We start from the raw sequence: 19592 nt of genomic DNA, 5'->3' as shown, positions 1-19592 counted from the left end.
CGACTGCGGGATCCACCTTCGTTCATTCGCTAGCTTCAGACACTCCGTCGCTGCAGATCAGCGTCGGCAGGCGAGCCGTCGGGAGCGTTGCCGCGGTCGGAGACCTGAGCACAAGCGGTTCGCCGGTAATCTGCATCTGCGAGCCCCGAATGCGCTCGTCGGTAGTCACTCGATCACCTCGGACGTTCCATCGCTATAGATCACGGTCAACGGAACACGCGCGAAAGGCGTCGGCGCTTCAGGCGGCACACCGGTGCTACCCACGTACGACACGCCTCCGCTATCCGGCCCGATGATCACCAGGTAGTCCACGCCCGCCACCGTGGCCACAGCGTTCACGCACCAAGGAACACCAAGCCCTGGCCGGTTGCCATCCCGGGTGAACCGAACCTTCTCCACGTTCGGTTGCCACTCATCCCGGTAGACGATCGCGGACTCCGCTGCAATTCCTTGACCGGAGGGTCTGGCGTCATGAGGCGATCTCCAATCAACGAGCAGGCCGCCAGACCCGTGACCAGGACGATGGCCGCCAGGACCGCGCTTGCTACCCGCACCGCCCGCATCTCTGCTCCATCTCCTGAACCGAGCGGTCGGACCACACCCGATCATGACCGCACGGGCGACGCCCGTCACTCTGTCAGACGCGACGTTCTACCGATCGTGACGCAAACCTGGCGCACCCGACGGACCCCGCACCCTAGCGGGACTCCGTCGGTCACCCTCAGTAGTCGTCGTCGCGGTCGTCGCCTGCGCGCGCGAGCGCGACCTGCACCACCGCGTCGATGAGGGACGCGGCGGTGCGCTCGGCGGCGATCACGTCCACGCGCAGGCCGAACGCACGCGCATCCCGTGCCGTCTGCGGGCCGATCGCCGCGATCAGGGTCGACTCGGGCACCGGGCCCAGCTGCTCCTGCACCTGCTCCGCCACCGAACCGCTGGTGACGAGGATGGCCTGCACGAGTCCGTCGCGCACGTCGCTGACGACGTTCTCGGGGACCGGCACACCGACGGTGCGGTAGGCGACGACCGACTCGACATCGTGCCCGATGCGACGCAGACCCTCGGTGAGCAGCGGCTTGGCGATCTCGGAACGGAGGGTCAGGATGCGCAGCGGAAGGCGCCCTGCGTGGCGGCCTCCCACTCGGCGAGGAGGCCGCGGGCGGAGTTGTCCTCCGAGGGAACCAGGTCGACGCGGTAGCCGGCGGCGGCCAGCGCCGCGGCGGTCGTCTCGCCCACGGCGGCGACCCGGCGTCGACGGCGGGACGACGGCGCGCTGGGCACTCAGCACATCCACCGTGGTGGCGCTGGTGACGGTCATCCAGTCGAACTCGCCGTTCGCGAGCCGCGTCAGGGCGGCCTCGAGGGCCGGGGCGTCGGCCGTCGGGGCGAAGTTGATCATCGCGGCCACCACGGGCGACGCGCCCTTGGAGCGGAGGTCGGCCGCGACCGAGTCGCCCCACGGACCGCCGCGCGGCACCAGCAGCACTCGCCAGCCGGCGAGCGGTTTCGGAATCGGCGCGGTGGTGGTCATCGGGTGCTCCCGAGCGGCGCCAGGTCGGCCGCGCCCGCCGCCAGCAGTTCGGCCACCACGCGGGCGCCGACATCGCGCGCCGCCTCGTCGAGGTGGGCGGCGCTGAGCGAATCGGGGGTCGCGGCGTGGGATGCGGTGAGGGACTCGGACCCGTCGGGCCGGCACACCGTCGCCGTGAGGAACAGCAGCCCGTCGTCGACGAGGGCGGTCGCACCGATCGGCGCGGCGCATCCCGCCTCGAGTCCGGCCAGCACGATCCGCTCCGCGGCGGCCGACGCGTGCGTCGTCACGTGGTCGACGGCGGAGAGGGCCCGGGCGACGGGGCCGCGGCCCTTCTCGTCGCCGGCGCGCGCCTCGAGGGCGAGCGAGCGCCCCGGCCCGGTGCGGTCGGCATCAGCGAGAGCGGGAAGAAATCGGTCACGGCATCGAGGCGGCCGAGGCGCGTGAGGCCGGCGGCGGCCAGCACCACGGCATCCAGGTCGCCAGACGCCACCTTGCCGAGGCGGGTGTCGACGTTGCCGCGGAGGTCGACGATGTCGAGGTCGGGGCGCTGCGCCTTCAGCTGCGCGACCCGGCGCGGGGAGCCGGTGCCCACGCGGGCGCCCTCGGGGAGCGTCTCCAGCGTCAGGCCGCCGCGCGCGCAGAGCGTGTCACGCGCATCCGCCCGCTTCGGGATGGCGCCGATGACGAGGCCGGGCGCCGGAGCGGTCGGCAGGTCTTTGAGCGAGTGGACGACGAGGTCGACCTCGCCGGCGAGGAGCGCATCCCGCAGGGCGGTGGCGAAGACGCCCGTGCCGCCGAGCTGGGCGAGCGACTCGCGCGAGACGTCGCCGTGGGTGGTGACCGTGACGAGTTCGACGTCGGCGCCGGTCGCGCGAGCCATGGACTCGGCGATCGCGGTCGTCTGCGCGACGGCCAGCGCACTGCCGCGGGTGCCGACGCGGAGCACCCCGTCGCGGCGAGGCGCGGCGGAGTCGACCATCGTCACGGATCCGGTCACGGCGCCAGACCCGCCGCAGCCGGCTTGAACCCGAGACGGACGTTCTCGCAGCATCCCGGACGGCAGACGTCGTACCAGGGCCCGGAGCGAGGTGACCGCGGGGCGCTGGTCGAGGGGCACGCCGTCGCGGCGCTCCAGCACCAGGTCGACGAGGCCCTTCACGAAGGTCGCGTGAGTGCCGGGGGTCGGGACGCGGACGGCGACCAGGCCGTGCTCGTCGCTGGTCTCCATGGCCTCGTTGTCGAGGTCCCAGAGCACCTCCATGTGGTCGCTCATGAAGCCGAGCGGCACGATGACGACGGCCTTGACACCGAGCGCCGGGAGTTCGGCGATCCGGTCGTTGATGTCGGGCTCGAGCCAGGGCATCGAGGGCGGCCCGGAACGCGACTGATAGACGAGATCCCACTCGACGGTTCCCCGGTCGCCGCGTGCGAGACGACCTCGGCCACGGCGAGGTGCTGCGCGGCGTACGCGCCGCCCTCGCCGAAACCGCGCTCGGCGGGACCGGACTTCGCCGCGTCGCTCGACCGGGATGGAGTGCGTCGAGAAGAGGATGCGCACCTCCTTCGCCGGGTCGAGGCCCGGCAGCTTCTGCTGCAGCTCGTCGACGGCGGTGCGGACGCCTTCGATGAACGGCTCGACGAAGCCGGGGTGGTCGAAGAACTGGCGCACTTTGTCGATCTCGATGCGGCCGAGCAGACCGGTCGACTCGAGGGCGGCGGCGTAATCCTCGCGGTACTGGCGGCAGCTCGAGTACGACGAGTAGGCGCTCGTGGCGATCGCGATCAACTTGGTGAAGCCGCGCTCGTCCTGCCTCACGGAGCGCGTCGGCGAGGTACGGGTCCCAGTTGCGGTTGCCCCACAGCACCGGCAGGTCGATGCCGCGCGAAGCGAGCCCGCCTCCAGCGCGGCCTTGAGCTCGCGGTTCTGGTCGTTGATGGGGCTGACACCTCCGAAGTGGCGGTAGTGGTGCGCCACCTCCTCCAGGCGCTCCTCCGGGATGCCGCGGCCGCGCGTCACGTTGCGGAGGAACGGGATGACGTCGTCCTGCCCCTCGGGACCGCCGAAGCCGGCGAGCAGGATCGCATCGTACGCGACCGGCTCGGTCACGTGTTCGGGACCGGAGGCGGCGGCGGGGGTGGCGCCCAGGACCCGCTGGGCGGTCTGCGCCTCGGTCACTGCAGGACCTCCACGACCTCGGCCGGCTCGATGCGGCGGCCGGTGAAGAACGGCACCTCTTCGCGCACGTGGCGGCGCGCCTCCGGTGTAGCGGAGCTCGCGCATCATGTCGACGAGATCGGTCAGCTCGTCGGCCTCCATCGGCAGGATCCACTCGTAGTCGCCGAGCGCGAACGATGCGACGGTGTTGGCGATGACCGAGCGGAACGCGGCGCCCTTGCGGCCGTGGTCCGCGAGCATCTTGGACCGCTCCTCGTCGGGCAGCAGGTACCACTCGTAGCTGCGGACGAACGGGTAGACGGTGAGCCAGCCCTTGGGAGCGATGCCGCGCAGGAAGCCGGGGACGTGCGCCTTGTTGAACTCGGCGTCACGGTGGACGGCCATCGCATTCCACGTCGGCAGCAGCGCCTTGAACAGGCGGGTGCGGCGCAGCTGGCGAAGGCCCCACTGCAGAGCCTCGGCCTCGGGGCCGTGCAGCCAGATCATGATGTCGGCGTCGGCGCGCAGGCCGGAGACGTCGTAGAGGCCGCGGGTGGTCACACCCTGGAGTTCGATGTCGGCGATCACGCCTTCGAGCTCTTCGACGGCCTTCGGCACATCCGTGCCGTCGAGATCGTCGGGGCGGGCGGGGTCGCGGCGCAGCACAGCCCAGAGGGTGAAGCCGGTCGGGTTGTCGCTGGGGGTTTCGGGGGCGGACGACTCTGCCGGAGCGGCAGCCGGGGTACTCATACCCACAGTCTCCCTCTGAAAGCTGGGAAGGCCAAAACAGGACCGCCGCTCACCTTCGGATCAGGCTGACGATGCCCCACACCGCACCCGCCAGGGCGACGGCGGCACCGGCGACGATGGCGACGAGGGCGGTCGGGTTCTCCTTGCGGAGGCGGTCGATGCGCTCCGAGGCGCGCTTGGGCACGTTCAGCTTGTACTCGATCGCCTCCACGGTCGCGGCCAGCTCGGCCCGCGCCCGGTCGACGTCGCTGCGGTCAGTTGTCATACGTCGCCCAGTCCCTTCAGCGCGTCGGTGTCCTGCTTGATGGAGTCGATGGTCTGCGACGGTGCCACGCCATCCATCTTCTTGAAGGAGCGGACGCCGATGAGCGCCAGCACCACGGCGATGACGACGAGAGCGCCGAACACGATCAGCGCGGCCGCCCAGGCGGGGAGCGCGACGGCGATCCCGAGGATGGCGGCCGCGATCAGCGCGCCGAGCCCGTAGAACAGCAGCAGCGCGGCGGCCGCTAGGAGCCCCATGCCGACACCGGCATGCTTCGCCTCCTCGGCGAGCTCCGCCTTGAGGTGGTTCAACTCCGCCGTGAACAGCCCGACGATCAGCTTCGGCAGGTCGGTGACCAGCTTGCGCGAGGGACTTCGCCCGTGCGCCTTCAACCTGCTCCCGGTCTGTCATCGCGTCTCCCCTCGTCGCTTCCGTACAGTACCCCTGTCAGGAGGCCGGGTTGTTGCGTCCGTTTCCGGCGGCGATCGCGGCCTCCGCGGCGGGCGACGGATACGGTGCGCGCGGCCTCGCGCCGCCGGTCGTTCGCCTGCACGACGAGCCTCTTGATCGTGATGTAGACGGTCTCGGGGAACTCGCCCACCTTCTCGGAGACGAAGTCCTGCGCGGAGTGCACCTGCTTCTGCACGGCCGGCGACTCCCACACCTTCGCGGCCGCGGCCTTGATCTGCTCGTACCGCTGGCGCCCCGCGCGGGCGCCGAGCACGTAGCCCACCGCCGCCCCGGTGACGAAGAGGATCTTGCCGCGCATTCCGTCTCCTTATCGGTCAGTCCGTCTGAGGTGGATCCCCGGCGTCCGCGTGGAGTGCTTCCGTGAGAGCCCTCCACCGCAGCCCGCGCACGCGCTCGCGCCGTGCGGCGGGCATCCGGGATGACGGAGGCGAGGCCTGTTCCGGTCAGCCAGGACCCGGTGACCTCGAGACCCTCGACACCGTCGACCTCGGTGCGGACCCGCTGTGATGCGCTCCCGCTGCCCCACTGTCGCATACGGCAGGGCGTTCGTCCAGGGGGTGCGGGCGAAAGCGGTCACGGCGGATTCCGCGAGCGGAATATTGAGGAGCCGCGACACGTCGCCACCGCCTGGGCGCGCAGCTCGGCGTCGCCGAGGGCGATCGTCTCGGCCGGCCGCCCGGCGCGGCCGTAGGACAGCCGGACGACGTGACGGCCGGCTCCCGCCGCCTCGGCGACCCACGCCCACTTGGCGCTGGAGTGGGTCATCGCCTTGGCGCGCACGTCGGCGCCGGGCACATCGGCGACGAGCACGCCGGTGCCGACGGGGGTCGAGGCGAGCCGGTCGTCGTCGATCAGCAGTGTGACCAGCTCGACGCTGGAGGCGGGCGGCCAGTCCAGGTCGCGCAGGGCGGCCAGGGGTGCGTCCAGCGTTGCAAGCAGGTCGAGGAGGCATCTGCCGGCGAGGTCAGCGCGACCGCGTCCGCCACGAGTTCCTCGCCGTCGGCCAGGCGCACCATCCAGCGGCCCGGACGCTGCTCGAGATCGGCGTCCTCGGAGGGCGTCCAGGGCTCGATCGCGGTGACCGGAGCATCCGTCCGCACCACGCCCCCGCGCGCCTCGATGTCTGCGGCGAGCGACCGGGGCAGCCGCCACATCCCACCGCGGATCCCGCCAACGGCACTGCCCGCCTTCGACGCCGACCGCAACTCGCCGACCGCGCCGGACAGCGAACCCAGCCGCGTCAGCGCCGCGTTGAGTCCGGGCGCCACCACCTCGACGTCGAGATCATCGGGCGAGGCCGAGTACACGCCGGTCGCGACCGGGGCGACCAGGAGGTCGAGCACCGCCCGGCCCATCCGCTTGCGGACGAGCGTGCCGAGACTCCGCTCCTGGCCGATCTTGAGCACCGGGATGAGGCGGTCCAGGTACGCGCGGAACGCACCGCGCGCGCCAATCGCGGCGACGACATCCTTCGCCAGCGGAGAGCTCGGGATGCCGAGCAGCCCGGCCTTGGGCAGCGGCACCGAACGCGAGCCGTGACGGACCCACGCGCCGGACGGATTCGGCTCCACGACGTCGTCGTCGAGGCCGAGATCGTGCAGCAGTTCGGCGACGTGGCCGCCGCGGGTCGCGAAGCTCTCCGCGCCGGCATCGAGCGTCATCCCGCTCAGTTCGAGCGGTGCGACGCTGCCGCCCACCCGCGAGGATGCGTCCAGCAGCGTGACCTCGAAGCCGGGCCGTGCGCACTCCCGCGCGACGACCAGCCCGGACATCCTGCCTCCGATGACGACGACCCGCGTCGGAGGCGCTTCGACGACGTGCCGGATCTCCTCGCCCAGATCGTCGACCGGGTCGGGACCGTCACCGGGGAGGATCGGCTCGTCGCTCATTCGGGACGCCACCCGTGCACCAGCTCGACCACGCGGGTCAGCACGGTGGGGTCGGTCTCCGGCGGCACGCCGTGCCCGAGGTTGAGCACGTGCGCCGGCGCCTCGCGGCCGCGGTCGAGCACGTCGCGGACGTGCGCCTCGAGCACCGGCCACGGGGCATCCAGCATCGCCGGGTCGACGTTGCCCTGCACCGGCACCACATGCCCGAGGCGGCGGCTGGCCTCGTCGAGGGGGATGCGGTAGTCGACGCCGACCGCGTCCGCGCCCACCTCGTGCATCGCCTTGAGGAGCTCGCCGGTCCCGACGCCGAAGTGAACGAGAGGCACGTTGCGCACGCGGTCGTGGATGGCCGGCTCGGGGGCGTCGGCGGGGGTCTCGTCCTGCAGACCGTAGTCGAGGTCACGGACGTGCGAGAGCGCACGGGCGGAGGCGGGCGCGACGTGGGCCGCGTAGTCATGCAGCGAGAGCGAGCCCGCCCACGAGTCGAACAGCTGCGCGGCGCTGGCCCCGGCGAGCACCTGCGCGCGCAGGAAGGCCCCGGAGATGTCGGCCGTCCACGCCATGAGGCGCGACCACGCCTCCGGATCGGCGTGCATCAGCGTGCGGGCGCGGATGTGGTCCTTCGACGGACCGCCCTCGACCAGGTACCGCGGCGAGCGTGAACGGCGCACCGGCGAAGCCGATCAGCGGCGTCCGGTCCAGCTCGGCGATCGTCAGCCGGACCGCCTCCTGGATGGGCGCGAACACGTCGTCGCCCAGCGAGGCGGGGTCCATCGCGGTGAGGCGGTCGACGTCGGCGGCGGTGCGCACCGGCTGCGCGAAGACGGGCCCCTTGCCGGGAACGATCTCGACATCCACACCGGCCAGCTTGAGCGGCACGACGATGTCGCTGAAGAAGATGCCGGCATCCACACCGTGCCTGCGGACGGGCTGCAGCGTGATCTCGCTGGCCATCGCGGGGTCGAGGCACGCATCCAGCATGCGAGTTCCCACACGGAGCTCGCGGTACTCCGGGAGCGACCGGCCGGCCTGGCGCATGAACCGGACGGGGACGAGTTCGCGGCGCTCCCCCTGGTAGGCCCGGACGAGCGGGCTGGAGGAGGTACGCCCGGAGGCGAGGGGATGCTCGGGTGCGAGGGTGGTCACCCCACGATTCTGCCAGGGCGCCGCCTGACAAGCGGCTGGGCTGACAGCGGGCTGAGCGCCCGATTCGAGGATGGCCGGACGCGAGCGTAGGCTTTCATGCGTGCTTCTGTGCTTCTCGTCGAGTCACCGTACGGCGGACTTCGACCTCCTGGAACGGCTCGAGCGTCACGCTCCGGCCATCACGGCCGCACTCGCAGAGCACAGCGACATCGTCGCCGGTTCCGTCGTCCTGGCGACCTGCAACCGGTTCGAGGCGTACCTCGACATCGACGAGCCGCTTCCGCCGCTCGCGCCGTCTCGGCCGAGGCCGTCTTGATGCCGTGAGCGGCGCTTCCGGGATCGACGCCGACACCCTCCGCTCCGCGAGCTGGTCTACAGCGACCACGCGGTCGCAGAGCACCTCTTCGCCGTCACCAGCGGACTCGAGTCCGTGGTCGTCGGCGAGGGCGAGATCGCCGGCCAGGTGCGCCGGGCGCTCGAGACGGCGCGCTCCACGGGATCCGTGACCAGCGAGCTGGAGCGCCTCTTCCAGGTCGCCTCGCGCACCTCGCGCGGCGTCAAGAACCGCACCGGGATCATGACCGCCGGCCGTTCGATGGTCCGGCTCGCTCTCGACCTGGCCGAGAGCCGGGTCAGCGACTGGGCGCAGACCCGCGTGCTGCTCGTCGGCACCGGCAAGTACGCCGGCGCGAGCCTGCCGCCCCTCCGCGACCGCGGCGTGACAGACGTCCGGGTGTACTCCCTCCGGCCGCGCGCCCAAGTTCGCGGCCTCGCACGACATCGCCGCGGTGCCCGCCGACGGGCTCCTGGATGCGCTGGCGGAGAGCGACCTCGTCGCTCACCTGCTCCGCGGTCACCGACTACGTGCTCACCCGTCCGCTCCTCGCCGAGGCGCTCGAGCTGCTCCGGTGCGGCCGAGGCGCCGGCTCGTGATCGACCTGGGCCTGCCGCGCAACGTCGACCCTGCCGTTGCCGAGTTCGCCGGCGTCGAACTCCTCGACCTCGAGACGATCAGCATCCACGCGCCGCTGGAGGAGCTGCACGCGGCGGACGACGCCCGGAGCATCGTGGATGCGGCGGCCGCCGAGTACCGCGCACGCAGCGCCGAGCAGGCGGTCACCCCCGCGCTGGTCGCCCTCCGCAAGCACGTGTTCGACGTGCTGGATGCGGAGATCGAGCGTGCGCGCGGCCGCGGCGACGCCAGCGACCAGACGGAGGCGGCGCTGCGTCACCTCGCCGGCGTGCTGCTGCACACCCCCTCGGTCCGGGCCCGAGAGCTCGCGCGCCAGGGCGAGGCGCAATCGTTCATCGACGGCGCCGCGGCCCTCTTCGGCGTCGACATCGAGGCCGAAGCCGCCGGCCGCCCGCACCTCTCCGCCGTGGACGACGCGTCCGCTGCATCCTGATCCCGACTGAAGGAGCGACCGTGAGCGACGAAGCCACCACGACCGTCGTCGAGCCGCATGGCGCGACCAACCTCCCGTACGCCGCCGAGCAGCTGCGCACCGAGCGCCTCCTGCTCCGTCCGCTGAACACCGGCGACCTGGAGGACGTGCACGCCTACCAGAAGCTGAAGGACGTCGTCCGGTACCTCTACTGGGAGGTGCACGACCACGACGAGTCCGCCGAGCACCTGCGCAAGCGCATCGCGATGAACCGCCTCGCCGAGAACGGCGACGGCATCGTCTTCGCGGTCGAGCTGGCCGAGACCGAGGGCGGCGGCCCGGGCGGGTGATCGGCGACATCAGCCTGTTCCTCAAGAACGCGACGTGGGGCAAGTTCGAGATGGGATGGGTCTTCCACCCGCCGTGCACGGTCGCGGCTACGCGACCGAGGCCGCCCAGCGCGTCCTCGAGCTGTGCTTCGACACCCTGGGCGCGCACCGCGTCTTCGCCCAGCTCGACGCCCGAAACGACGCCTCCGCCCGGCTCTGCGAGCGCCTCGGGATGCGGCAGGAGGCACTGCTGCGCGAGACGGAGATCTTCAAAGGCGAGTGGTCGGACACCGCGGTGTACGCGATCCTCGAGCAGGAGTTCCGGGCGGCCGCCGAGGCGTAGCGAGGCCGGCGGCTCAATGCAGCGCGCGCATCCTCAGTAGGATGGACGGGTCCCACACACCCGCATCGCACAGGGAGCACCATGGCCGCACCGTCGAGACTGGATTCCGTCATCACGCTGCGCAGCACCGCGGATTCGTCTTCCCTCCGGCGAGATCTACGGCGGAACGCTCCGCGTGGGATTACGGTCCCCTCGGCGTGGAGCTGAAGGAGAACATCAAGCGCGAGTGGTGGAACGCGTTCGTGCGCGGCCGCGGCGACATGGTGGGACTCGACTCGGCCATCATCCTGCCGACACAGGTGTGGGAGGCATCCGGCCACGTCCAGGTGTTCAGTGACCCGCTCACCGAGTCGCTCATCACCCACAAGCGGTACCGCGCCGACCACCTGTTCGAGGCGTACCAGGCCGAGCACGGCCACCCGCCGGCGAACGGCCTCGACGACATCCCCGACCCGGACCACCCGGACAAGATCGGCCAGTGGACGCCCATCCGCCAGTTCTCGGGCCTCATGAAGACCTTCCTCGGCGTCGTCGACGACGAGTCGGGCCTCCACTACATGCGGCCGGAGACCGCCCAGGGCATCTTCACCGACTTCGGCTCGGTGCTGCAGACCTCGCGCAAGAAGCCGCCGTTCGGCATCGGCCAGATCGGCAAGGCATTCCGCAACGAGATCACGCCGGGCAACTTCATCTTCCGCACCCGCGAGTTCGAGCAGATGGAGATCGAGTACTTCGTCGAGCCCGGCACCGATGAGCAGTGGTTCGACACCTGGATCGACCTGGCCTGGGACTGGTTCACCGAGCTGGGCATCAAGCCGGAGAACATCCGCCGATTCGAGCACCCGAAGGACGCGCTGGCGCACTACTCGAAGCGCACGATCGACATCGAGTACCGCTTCGACTTCGTCGGCAGCGAGTGGGGCGAGCTGATGGGTGTCGCCAACCGCACCGACTTCGACCTGAGGACGCACATCGAGCACTCGGGCAAAGACCTCAGCTACTTCGACCAGAACAAGAACGAGCGCTACGTGCCGTTCGTCATCGAGCCGTCGTTCGGCCTCACCCGCGCGCTGATGGCCTTCCTCGTCGACGCGTACGACGAGGAGCAGGTGCCGAACGCCAAGGGCGGCACGGACAAGCGCACCGTGCTGCACCTCGACCCGCGCCTCGCGCCGGTCAAGGTCGCGGTGCTGCCGCTCTCGCGCAACGAGGCCCTCTCACCGCTGGCCCGCGGCCTCGCCGACCGGCTCCGCAAGCGCCGCAATGTCGACTTCGACGACTCGGGCGCGATCGGCCGCCGCTACCGGCGACAGGATGAGATCGGCACGCCGCTCGCGGTGACGGTCGACTTCGACTCCCTCGAGGACGACGCCGTAACCGTTCGCGACCGCGACTCGATGCAGCAGGAGCGCATCCCGCTCGAGGGCCTCGACCGCTACCTGGCCGAGCGGCTCCGCGAGATCTGACCCGCGCCTCGGCCTAGCGCCGGGCCTCGGCGGTCCGTTGCTCGGCGGCCCGGCGTTCGGCGTCTCTCCTCCGGATCCGGCGCGCGATCAGCAGCCACGCCAGACCGCTGCCGAGGGCGAACAGCAGCTCGAAGAGCAGCAGCGCCCCGCCGGCCGCCGCCTTCTGCCACGGGAGGTGCTGGGCGAGCCAGGTAGCGCCGTTGAACAGCCCGTGCCCGGCCGCGACGGCGAGATAGGCCAGCACGACGCCGATCGTGAGGCGGAAGCGCCCCTTGCGGGCTGCCGCGAAGACCGCCGCCCCGAGAAGCGCCGAGAACACCGGGTGCAGGAACGGGCCGGTCAGCTCGCGCCCCACGACGGTCGCGAGGAACATCCCGAGACCCCATCCCGTTGTCCTGGCCGCGGGCGAACGACTCCTGCAGGTATCCGAGGTTCTCGATGACGCTGAACCCGAGCCCGACGGCGCCGCCGACGAACAGGCCGATGCGCGCGTTCTTCACCGGGAGGGTGAGGGCCAGGAGCACGGCAGCCGTCACCTTGAGCAGCTCCTCGACCACGCCGGCGAGCACCAGCGCGAGGCCGCTCGGGTGGGACGCCGTGCCACCGCCGAGCACGTCGATCAGGCTGTTGACGGGCCCGGCCACCAGCGTGGCCCCGAGCCCGCCGACGCCCGCGATGATCACCAGCCGGGATGCGGTCAGCCTGTCGTCCGGCCGGAGCCGGTAGGCCATCGTGTAGAGGATGGCGGCGGCGACGGTGGCCGCACCCGTCATCAGAAGGTACGGCGACAGCACGGCCGGTGCGTCGTCCGACGCGTGCGGCGCGATCGCGTTGAGCAGCAGGCTGAACCCGAACAGCCACACCCAGATGAAGGCGCTGGAGGCGACGAGGATCCACCCGCCGAAGCGACCGATCCACTTGCGCGGCGGCCGCTCCGGCCGCGGGGCTGCGCCGCCTGCAGCGGGTAGGTGTATCCCGTCCATCCGGCGCCGCTCCACCAGCGCAGCGCGTGCACGTCGGACGGGTCGCCGTACCAGCCGGCCGGCGGCAGGCCCGCGCTCGGCTGCCCGCCCGGCCGTTCGGGATCGGCGGGCTGCTGCGGGGAGGTGGCGAGGGTCACCGGGCCAGCATACGAACGCAGACTGAGTCGCACCTCACCCTTCCGGGCGTCACGGCGAGCCTCCGCCGGGCCGTCTGAGGGAACTGACATGCTGGCAGCCGAGCACCAGAAGGATCTGCATGCGCTTCACCACCCCGGGCCGCAAGGCCGCCGTGATCGCGGTGCTCGTCGCCGTGAACATCCTGGTGGCGCTGCTCTTCGACGCGCTGCACTCCGAGGCGGTCTCGGTGGTGCTGACGGTGCTCCAGGTGACCGCCTGGTACCTGGTCAGCCGGATGTTCCGTGGACCCGGCGAGCCCGTGCAGGCGGCGCGGCCGTGGTGGCGGATGACGAACCGCCCACTCCTGAGCGGCGTCTTCGCCATCGTTTACGGACTCGTTGCGGTCATCAACATCGGGTTCTCGTTCGCGGGTTTCGGCGGCCTCTCGGGCACGGTGTCGATCCTCGCCGAACTCCTCATGGCCGCCCTCTTCGCGATCTCGTACCGGCGCCTGTCGTCGCTGGCCCACGCGACGGCCTGACCCGTAGGCTGGGCGCATGACGCTCGACTCCGGCATCCGCACCGACGAACTCGACCCCGCCGTCCGCCCCCAGGACGACCTGTTCCGGCACGTCAACGGCAAGTGGCTGGACCGCACCGAGATCCCGTCCGACAAGGCGCGCTGGGGGTCGTTCATGATCCTGGCCGAGCAGTCGGAGGCGGCCGTCCGCGAGATCGTCGAGAAGGCCCAGGATGCGGCGGAGGGCACCGAGGAGCGCAAATTCGGCGACCTCTTCACGAGCTTCATGGATGAGGACCGGGTCGATGCGCTCGGGGTGGAGGCCATCCGCGACGAACTGACGTTCGCCTCGGGCGTCGACAGCATCCCGAGCCTGCTCGAGACGGTGGGCAAGCTGGAGCGTCGCGGCCTCGGCGGCTTCTACCAGCTGTTCGTCGACAACGACCCGGGCGACCCCGAGCGCTACCTCGTCTTCCTCGAGCAGTCCGGGATCTCGCTGCCGGACGAGTCGTATTTCCGCGAGGAGCGGTTCGCCCCGGTCCGTGAGGCGTTCGTCGCGCACATCCAGCGGATGTTCGAGCTCGCCGGGGTAGACGACGCCCCCGACCGCGCGCAGCGCGTCTTCGACCTGGAGACCGCGCTTGCGGCGCAGCACTGGGACAACGTGGCCTCGCGCGACTCCGAGAAGACCTACAACCTGTACGACTGGGCCGACGCCAAGGCCCTCTTCACCGGCGGCGCCGCGGCCGGGCAGGCGGCCGATCTGGAGGTCTGGGCCGACGCGCTGGGCGCGCCCCAGGGCGCACTGGCCGAGGTCGTGCTGCGTCAGCCGTCGTTCACCACCGGACTCGCCGGCCTCCTCACCGAGGACCGCCTCGAGTCGTGGCGGGACTGGCTGACCTGGCAGGTCGTCCACGGCGCGGCGCCGTACCTCTCGGGCGACTTCGTGGAGGCCAACTTCGACTTCTACGGCCGCACTCTGACCGGAACCCCGGAAATGCGGGCCCGCTGGAAGCGCGGCGTCTCGCTCGTCGAGGGCGCCATGGGCGAGGCGGTCGGCCGCATCTACGTCGAGCAGCACTTCCCGCCGGCGGCCAAGGAGCGGATGGATGCGCTGGTCGCCAACCTGATCGAGGCTTACCGCCAGAGCATCCGCACCCTCGACTGGATGGGCGAGCAGACGCGTGACCGCGCCCTCGACAAGCTGGAGAAGTTCACGCCGAAGATCGGCTACCCGGTCAAGTGGCGCGACTACTCCAGCCTCGAGATCGACCCCACCGACCTGGTCGGCAACGTCCGCGCCGCCGCGCTGTTCGAGTTCAACCGCGAGCTGGGCAAGATCGGCAAGCCGATCGACCGCGACGAGTGGTTCATGACGCCGCAGACGATCAACGCCTACTACAACCCGGGCTTCAACGAGATCGTGTTCCCGGCCGCCATCCTGCAGTTCCCGTTCTTCGACGCCGACCGGGACGCCGCTGCCAACTACGGCGCGATCGGCGCCGTCATCGGCCACGAGATCGGCCACGGGTTCGACGACCAGGGGTCGAAGTTCGACGGCGACGGACGGCTCGAGGACTGGTGGACGGAGGCCGACCGGAAGGCGTTCGAGAAGCGCACCGCGAGCCTCATCGAGCAGTACAACGCACTCGCTCCGGAGCAGGTGCCCGACCACCACGTGAACGGCGCCCTGACGATCGGCGAGAACATCGGCGACCTGGGCGGCCTCGGCATCGCCTGGAAGGCGTACCTGCTGTCGCTGAACGGCGAAGAGCCTCCCGTGATCGACGGGCTGACCGGCGCAGAGCGGTTCTTCCTGTCGTGGGCGCAGGCCTGGCAGCAGAAGGGACGCGATGAGGAGGTCATCCGCCTGCTCGCGATCGACCCGCACTCGCCGAACGAGTTCCGCTGCAACCAGATCGTGCGCAACATCGACGCCTTCTACGACACCTTCCAGGTCGGCGAAGGCGACCGGCTCTGGCTCGCTCCCGCCGAGCGGGTCACCATCTGGTAGCTCGACCGTTCTCAGAACTCGTGCGTTCTGCCCCCCGACCACGGGGTAACATCGTCCCTATCGTCCACGCGGCCACCCTCGCACGGACGACGGCGGAGCCGGGGAGGGGCGCCGCGATTCCGGTAGAACCGACTCGGAAGAAAGACCTAGCGACACCGTGACGATCCAGGCCCAAGAGTCCGCCCGCCGGGCGCGGCAGGCGGCGAGCCGCCGAGGTCGTCACCGCGCGGCCGGACCGACCGAGACCTTCAGTCGCGGATTCGACGCGCTCGGCCGGCTGGCCGTCTCGGGCGTCCAGGTGTCCGCGCGCGCCACCGACCTCTCGACCGGCGCGGTGCTGTTCTCCGTCGACGACCACGTGGTCATGCCGACGGCGAGCATCGGCAAGGTGCTGCTGCTCGTGGAGGTCGCGGCCCGGCTCCAGTCGGGTCAGCTGAGCCCTCTTGCGCATCTCGACCGCGACCCGCGGGACATCGCCGGCGAGTCCGGCATCTGGCACCACCTCCACGTTCCGTCGCTGCCCATCGCCGACCTGGCCGCCCTGGTGGGCGCCACCAGCGACAACCTGGCGACGAACGTCCTCCTCCGCCGGGTGGGGCTGGAGGCGGTGAGCGCCCGCACCGAGTCGCTCGGCCTCACCCGCACCGCCCTGCTCGACCTGGTGCGCGACCACCGCGGACCGGACGACGCCCCGCAACTCTCCGTCGGGAGCGCCAACGAGCTCACCTGGCTGTTCTCGGCGCTGGCCCGAGGCGAGATCGTCAACCCGGCGACCAGCCAGCGGGTGATCTCGTGGCTGTCCCTCAACAGCGACTTCTCGCTCGTCTCCAGCGCCTTCGGGCTCGACCCGCACTCACACCGGCACCCGGAGCACGGCATCCTGCTCGTCAACAAGACCGGCACCGACGCCGGCGTGCGCAGCGAGGTCGGAGTGCTCCGCGGTCCGCGAGCGGGCGTCACCTACGCGGTGTCGACGTACTTCGACGACACGAGCCTGCCGGAGCGGCTGGCGGTCATCGACGGCATGCGCTCGGTCGGCCTCGACCTGCTCGAGTACGTCTTCTGACCCCTCAGGCCCGACGCCCGGGGTTCACGCCTCGCGTGCGCTGCGCACCTGCTCCCATTCGGCGATGAGCTGCGGGAGGCGTCCCTGCAGGAACCGGTAGAACCCGGCCATGTCACGCAGGCGCTCGGTCGCCGGAGACGCCGCGTCGCCTACCGCGGCGAGCCCCGACTCCGCCTGGTCGGCGAGCGTGCCGTAGATCGGGCTGTTGCGGACCATCAGGGCGTACCAGTCGCTCGGGATCTCGTAGCGGTCACGGCGGCTGCCGGTCTGGGCCAGACGACGGATGATGCCGAGCGTCTGCAGGTACCGGACGGCGCCGGAGATGGCCGCCGGGCTCACCTCGAGGCGCTCCGAGAGCTCGGCGGCGGTGAGGCCGGCGGTCTCGGTGACCGTCAGCGCCATGAGCACGCGCGCGGGCATCTTCGGGAAACCGGCCGCGGTGAGGACCGCCGCGGAGTGCTCCATCACCTCGGCGAGCGCCGCCTCGTCTCTGGCCATGGGCATCGTCCCGTCTATCCGATAGCGAAGTCTCGGCGGCGGATCAGTGCGGCGGCCGCGATGAGCGCGGCGGCCGTGATGCCGAACATCCAGTATCCCCCGTCCAGTCGACGTCGCCCACCACCACCGGGACGTCGGCGAACGGCGACAGGTGGCGTATGCCCTCCGGAAGATCGATCAGCCCGCCGAAGATGCCGATGAAGGCGCCGAGGCCGAGCGCCGCCCAGCCGAACGGCACGGTCCAGCTCGGCGCGAGGACGAACACCAGGGCGAGGACGCCGAGGTAGACGAGCGCGACGGGGAGCTGTGCCGCGGCGGCCGCGAACGAGTCGCCGACGGTCGACGGCTTCTCACCCGCCGCCACCGCGGAGAGCCCGGAGGCGAGGGCCGCCGCCAGCAGCACGGCGAGGACGGCGAGCACGCCGACCGCGAGGAACGAGAACAGCCACCGCAGCCGCGACAGCGGGGCCGCCATGAGCAGTTCGGCGGTCCCCGCCGCCTCCTCCTGGCGCAGGCGGATCACCGCCTGGACCGCGCAGGCGGCGGCCAGCACCCCGACGATGGAGAAGATCGCCGCGATGAACAGTTGCGTAAGCGGACCGGATCCGCCTGCGCCGATCCTCCCGATCGCCTGCCGGATGCCCGCCATGCTCGGGTCGTTGGCGATCGAGTTGTTCACGACGCTGCCGAGCGCGCCGGCGAGCAGTCCGCTCAGCGCGCCCCCGACCGTCCACCCGAGAACCGTGGGCCACCGCAGCCGCCAGGCGAGACCGAACGCGCCGGACAGCGTCGGCCGGGCGGATGCGCGGCCGGCTCGCTCCGGAATGATGCCCGCGCCCGAGTCGCGCACCGACTGCAGCCCGAAGACCACGGCGAGGAGCACGCCGGCGAAGGCGACCATCAGCAGGATCGGCCGCCAGTCGTCAGCCGTCCACGGCGCCGTCTGTTCACCCCAACCGATCGGGCTCAGCCACGTCGGCCAGGCCGACCTCACGTGCATGCCGTCGCCGAACGGCGTGCCCGTCGCATCCCCGATCCCCCGCACCAGGAAGGCGAGCACCACCACGGCGGAGGAGAACCCGTTGGCGCCGCGCGAGGTGCTGAACACCTGGGCGAGCAGGAGCCCCACCGCGAAGAACGCGAGCCCGGCGCCGCCCACCGCGGCACCGGCGACGAGCGAGCCGTAGGCGGGCAGGCCCGCCGCCGCGAAACCGGCGGCCGTCAGGAGGGCCAGCGCCACGTTCGCGATGGTCGCGTGCAGCACCGTCGCGACGGTCGGCAGGAGGCGACCGGAGGGGCTGGATGCGACCAGCTCCGCTCGCCCGGACTCCTCCTCCGCGCGCGAGTGCCGCACCGCCAGGAAGGTGTTCATCAGGCCGGCGAGCAGGGCGGTGAACGTGTAGATCTCGAAGAACGTCAACGCCGCGAGACTCGCGCCCTGAGGGAGTCCCCGCAGCACCATGATCGTCGGGTCGGCGATCGCGAGGCGCACCAGCTGCTCCCGGGCCGCCGCGGTGCCGTACGTCTGATCGATGCTCGACGCCGAGAAGAAGCCCAGGACCGCGATGCACAGCAGCCAGACGAGCAGCTGCCAGCGGTCGCGCCGCAGCCGCTGGCGGAGCAGGACGCCGAGCGTCGCCGCCCGGCTCACCCGGCTGGTCAGCGGCCGGGCGCGCGACGGCTCCAGGTGGGCGGCCGCGGTGCTCATCGCGACATCGCCACCTCGTCGGCGGCGAGGTCGTCGCCATAGTGGCGCAGGAAGAGCTCCTCGAGGGAGGGCGGCGCGATCGTCAGTCCCCGCACCTGCAGCCGCGCCAATCTCTCCAGCAGCGGTGCGACGGCGTCGCTGTCGGCGGTGAACCGGACCCGCCCGTTCCGCACCTGGAGGTCGTGGGCCCCGGCGAGCTGCGCAAGTGCATCCTGGGGCACGCCGTCGGCGCTGAACGCGATCTCGGTGCGGGTCAGGTGACGGAGTTCGTCCAGCGTGCCGGTCTCCACCGTCCGGCCGGCGCGGATGATGCTGACCCGGTCGCAGAGCTGCTCCACCTCCGACAGGATGTGGCTGGAGAGCAGGACGGTCGCTCCCTCCGCTGCGACGCGGGTGATCTCCGCGTGGAAGACGGCCTCCATCAGGGGATCGAGCCCGCTCGTGGGCTCATCGAGGATGTACAGGTCGGCCGGCGTCACGAACGCGGAGACGAGGGCCACCTTCTGACGGTTGCCCTTCGAGTAGGCCCGGCCCTTCTTCGTCGGATCGAGTTGGAAGACCTCCATCAGCCGCTGCTTGCGGGCGGCGTACTGGGCCTTGTCGACGGTGCCGCCGCGGAGCCGGGCGAGCAGGTCGATCGCCTCGCCCCCGGAGAGGTTGGGCCAGAGGCTGACGTCTCCCGGCACGTAGGCGATACGGCGGTGCAGGTCCACCGCGTCCCGCCACGGGTCCCGTCCGAAAAGGGCGACACGGCCGCCGTCAGCACGGGCGAGGCCGAGGAGCACCCGGATCGTCGTGGACTTCCCGGCTCCGTTCGGGCCGAGGAAGCCGTGCACGGCGCCCGCCTCCACCGTCAGATCGAGGCCGTCGAGGGCGCGCACGCGCCCGAATCGTTTTTCGAGTCCGGAGACGTCGATCACCGCATCCATGGAACGTGATGCTACGCCCGCTTC

18 protein-coding genes and 8 pseudogenes are annotated in these 19592 nt (G+C 71.3%); 9 read left to right on the top strand and 17 right to left on the bottom strand.

What is annotated here, in order from left to right; genetic code table 11:
* Window positions 1-165 precede the first annotated feature (165 nt).
* The 8 genes and pseudogenes from ACRAWC_RS24405 to ACRAWC_RS24370 form a co-directional block, all read right to left on the bottom strand.
* Window positions 166-312, bottom strand: coding sequence for a hypothetical protein (locus tag ACRAWC_RS24405; protein ID WP_431349866.1), 147 nt, complete (start codon window positions 310-312; stop codon window positions 166-168).
* A gap of 409 nt (window positions 313-721) precedes the next feature.
* A pseudogene (locus ACRAWC_RS24400) lies at window positions 722-1531 on the bottom strand (uroporphyrinogen-III synthase).
* Window positions 1528-2513: pseudogene (hemC, locus tag ACRAWC_RS24395) on the bottom strand (hydroxymethylbilane synthase). The pseudogenes ACRAWC_RS24400 and hemC overlap by 4 nt, the downstream one beginning before the upstream one ends.
* Window positions 2514-2720: 207 nt before the next feature.
* Window positions 2721-3560 (bottom strand): annotated as a pseudogene (locus ACRAWC_RS24390) (ferrochelatase); the annotation flags it as partial.
* Window positions 3561-3706: 146 nt separating this feature from the next.
* Window positions 3707-4439, bottom strand: a pseudogene (hemQ, locus tag ACRAWC_RS24385) (hydrogen peroxide-dependent heme synthase).
* 49 nt (window positions 4440-4488) lie between these two features.
* Window positions 4489-4704: a DUF3618 domain-containing protein gene (locus tag ACRAWC_RS24380; RefSeq protein WP_431246217.1), complete on the bottom strand. Its 216-nt coding sequence runs from the start codon at window positions 4702-4704 to the stop codon at window positions 4489-4491.
* Complete coding sequence (locus ACRAWC_RS24375; RefSeq protein ID WP_431349865.1) at window positions 4701-5096, bottom strand: phage holin family protein; 396 nt, start codon at window positions 5094-5096, stop codon at window positions 4701-4703. The genes ACRAWC_RS24380 and ACRAWC_RS24375 overlap by 4 nt, the downstream gene beginning before the upstream one ends.
* Window positions 5093-5473, bottom strand: a complete 381-nt coding sequence (locus ACRAWC_RS24370) for a YtxH domain-containing protein (RefSeq protein ID WP_431349864.1) — start codon at window positions 5471-5473, stop codon at window positions 5093-5095. Before ACRAWC_RS24370 ends, ACRAWC_RS24375 begins: the two co-directional genes overlap by 4 nt.
* A 62-nt stretch (window positions 5474-5535) precedes the next feature.
* Here ACRAWC_RS24370 and ACRAWC_RS24365 point away from each other — a divergent pair, with 62 nt between their 5' ends.
* A complete protein-coding gene (locus tag ACRAWC_RS24365; RefSeq protein WP_431349863.1) occupies window positions 5536-5682 on the top strand; it encodes a hypothetical protein in 147 nt (48 codons plus the stop codon).
* Between the two features lie 66 nt (window positions 5683-5748).
* Here ACRAWC_RS24365 and ACRAWC_RS24360 read toward each other — a convergent pair whose 3' ends face one another.
* The 3 genes and pseudogenes from ACRAWC_RS24360 to hemE all read right to left on the bottom strand — a co-directional run bounded on the left by ACRAWC_RS24360 (window position 5749) and on the right by hemE (window position 8210).
* A complete protein-coding gene (locus ACRAWC_RS24360; protein WP_431349862.1) occupies window positions 5749-5985 on the bottom strand; it encodes a hypothetical protein in 237 nt (78 codons plus the stop codon).
* Between the two features lie 41 nt (window positions 5986-6026).
* The gene (locus ACRAWC_RS24355) at window positions 6027-7064 is read right to left on the bottom strand and encodes a protoporphyrinogen/coproporphyrinogen oxidase (protein WP_431349861.1); all 1038 of its coding nucleotides are present in this window, start codon (window positions 7062-7064) and stop codon (window positions 6027-6029) included.
* A pseudogene (hemE, locus tag ACRAWC_RS24350) lies at window positions 7061-8210 on the bottom strand (uroporphyrinogen decarboxylase). The gene ACRAWC_RS24355 and the pseudogene hemE overlap by 4 nt, the downstream one beginning before the upstream one ends.
* 70 nt (window positions 8211-8280) lie before the next feature.
* On the opposite strand from hemE, the pseudogene ACRAWC_RS24345 reads away from it, so the two are divergent.
* The 5 genes and pseudogenes from ACRAWC_RS24345 to ACRAWC_RS24325 form a co-directional block, all read left to right on the top strand.
* Window positions 8281-8721 (top strand): annotated as a pseudogene (locus ACRAWC_RS24345) (glutamyl-tRNA reductase); the annotation flags it as partial.
* Window positions 8722-8998: 277 nt separating this feature from the next.
* Entirely contained in the window at window positions 8999-9616 is a 618-nt protein-coding gene (locus ACRAWC_RS24340; RefSeq protein WP_431349860.1) for a hypothetical protein, read from the top strand.
* A 20-nt stretch (window positions 9617-9636) separates the two neighbouring features.
* Window positions 9637-9945 (top strand): GNAT family N-acetyltransferase, encoded by a 309-nt coding sequence (locus ACRAWC_RS24335; protein WP_431350021.1) that lies wholly within the window; start codon window positions 9637-9639, stop codon window positions 9943-9945.
* Between the two features lie 55 nt (window positions 9946-10000).
* Window positions 10001-10267, top strand: coding sequence for a GNAT family N-acetyltransferase (locus ACRAWC_RS24330; RefSeq protein WP_431349859.1), 267 nt, complete (start codon window positions 10001-10003; stop codon window positions 10265-10267).
* Window positions 10268-10348: 81 nt separating this feature from the next.
* Window positions 10349-11733, top strand: a pseudogene (locus tag ACRAWC_RS24325) (glycine--tRNA ligase).
* Between the two features lie 13 nt (window positions 11734-11746).
* On the opposite strand, the gene ACRAWC_RS24320 reads toward ACRAWC_RS24325, so the two are convergent.
* The 3 genes and pseudogenes from ACRAWC_RS24320 to ACRAWC_RS24310 form a co-directional block, all read right to left on the bottom strand.
* The gene (locus ACRAWC_RS24320) at window positions 11747-12106 is read right to left on the bottom strand and encodes a PrsW family glutamic-type intramembrane protease (protein ID WP_431349858.1); all 360 of its coding nucleotides are present in this window, start codon (window positions 12104-12106) and stop codon (window positions 11747-11749) included.
* A gap of 76 nt (window positions 12107-12182) precedes the next feature.
* Window positions 12183-12464, bottom strand: a pseudogene (locus tag ACRAWC_RS24315) (PrsW family glutamic-type intramembrane protease); the annotation flags it as partial.
* Between the two features lie 41 nt (window positions 12465-12505).
* The gene (locus tag ACRAWC_RS24310) at window positions 12506-12943 is read right to left on the bottom strand and encodes a DUF2510 domain-containing protein (RefSeq protein WP_431349857.1); all 438 of its coding nucleotides are present in this window, start codon (window positions 12941-12943) and stop codon (window positions 12506-12508) included.
* 29 nt (window positions 12944-12972) lie between these two features.
* On the opposite strand from ACRAWC_RS24310, the gene ACRAWC_RS24305 reads away from it, so the two are divergent.
* From ACRAWC_RS24305 to ACRAWC_RS24295, 3 genes are all read left to right on the top strand, one after another.
* The gene (locus ACRAWC_RS24305; RefSeq protein ID WP_431246212.1) at window positions 12973-13374 is read left to right on the top strand and encodes a hypothetical protein; all 402 of its coding nucleotides are present in this window, start codon (window positions 12973-12975) and stop codon (window positions 13372-13374) included.
* 16 nt (window positions 13375-13390) lie between these two features.
* On the top strand, window positions 13391-15367 hold the full coding sequence (locus tag ACRAWC_RS24300; protein WP_431246211.1) for a M13 family metallopeptidase: 1977 nt from the start codon (window positions 13391-13393) through the stop codon (window positions 15365-15367).
* A gap of 157 nt (window positions 15368-15524) precedes the next feature.
* A complete protein-coding gene (locus tag ACRAWC_RS24295; protein ID WP_431219680.1) occupies window positions 15525-16433 on the top strand; it encodes a serine hydrolase in 909 nt (302 codons plus the stop codon).
* 24 nt (window positions 16434-16457) lie between these two features.
* On the opposite strand, the gene ACRAWC_RS24290 is transcribed toward ACRAWC_RS24295, so the two are convergent.
* Genes ACRAWC_RS24290 through ACRAWC_RS24280 form a run of 3 tightly spaced genes read right to left on the bottom strand, consistent with a single transcriptional unit; the run spans window position 16458 to window position 19568 of the window.
* Window positions 16458-16931, bottom strand: coding sequence for a GbsR/MarR family transcriptional regulator (locus ACRAWC_RS24290; protein ID WP_431246210.1), 474 nt, complete (start codon window positions 16929-16931; stop codon window positions 16458-16460).
* A 43-nt stretch (window positions 16932-16974) separates the two neighbouring features.
* Window positions 16975-18639, bottom strand: a complete 1665-nt coding sequence (locus ACRAWC_RS24285) for an ABC transporter permease (RefSeq protein ID WP_431349856.1) — start codon at window positions 18637-18639, stop codon at window positions 16975-16977.
* The gene (locus tag ACRAWC_RS24280) at window positions 18636-19568 is read right to left on the bottom strand and encodes an ATP-binding cassette domain-containing protein (RefSeq protein WP_431246208.1); all 933 of its coding nucleotides are present in this window, start codon (window positions 19566-19568) and stop codon (window positions 18636-18638) included. The genes ACRAWC_RS24285 and ACRAWC_RS24280 overlap by 4 nt, the downstream gene beginning before the upstream one ends.
* Between the last annotated feature and the right edge of the window lie 24 nt (window positions 19569-19592).

Source organism: Leifsonia sp. L25 (genome assembly GCF_050632895.1).
Note: the sequence above shows the minus strand (reverse complement) of the source record. Positions and strands in the feature narration are given on the sequence as shown.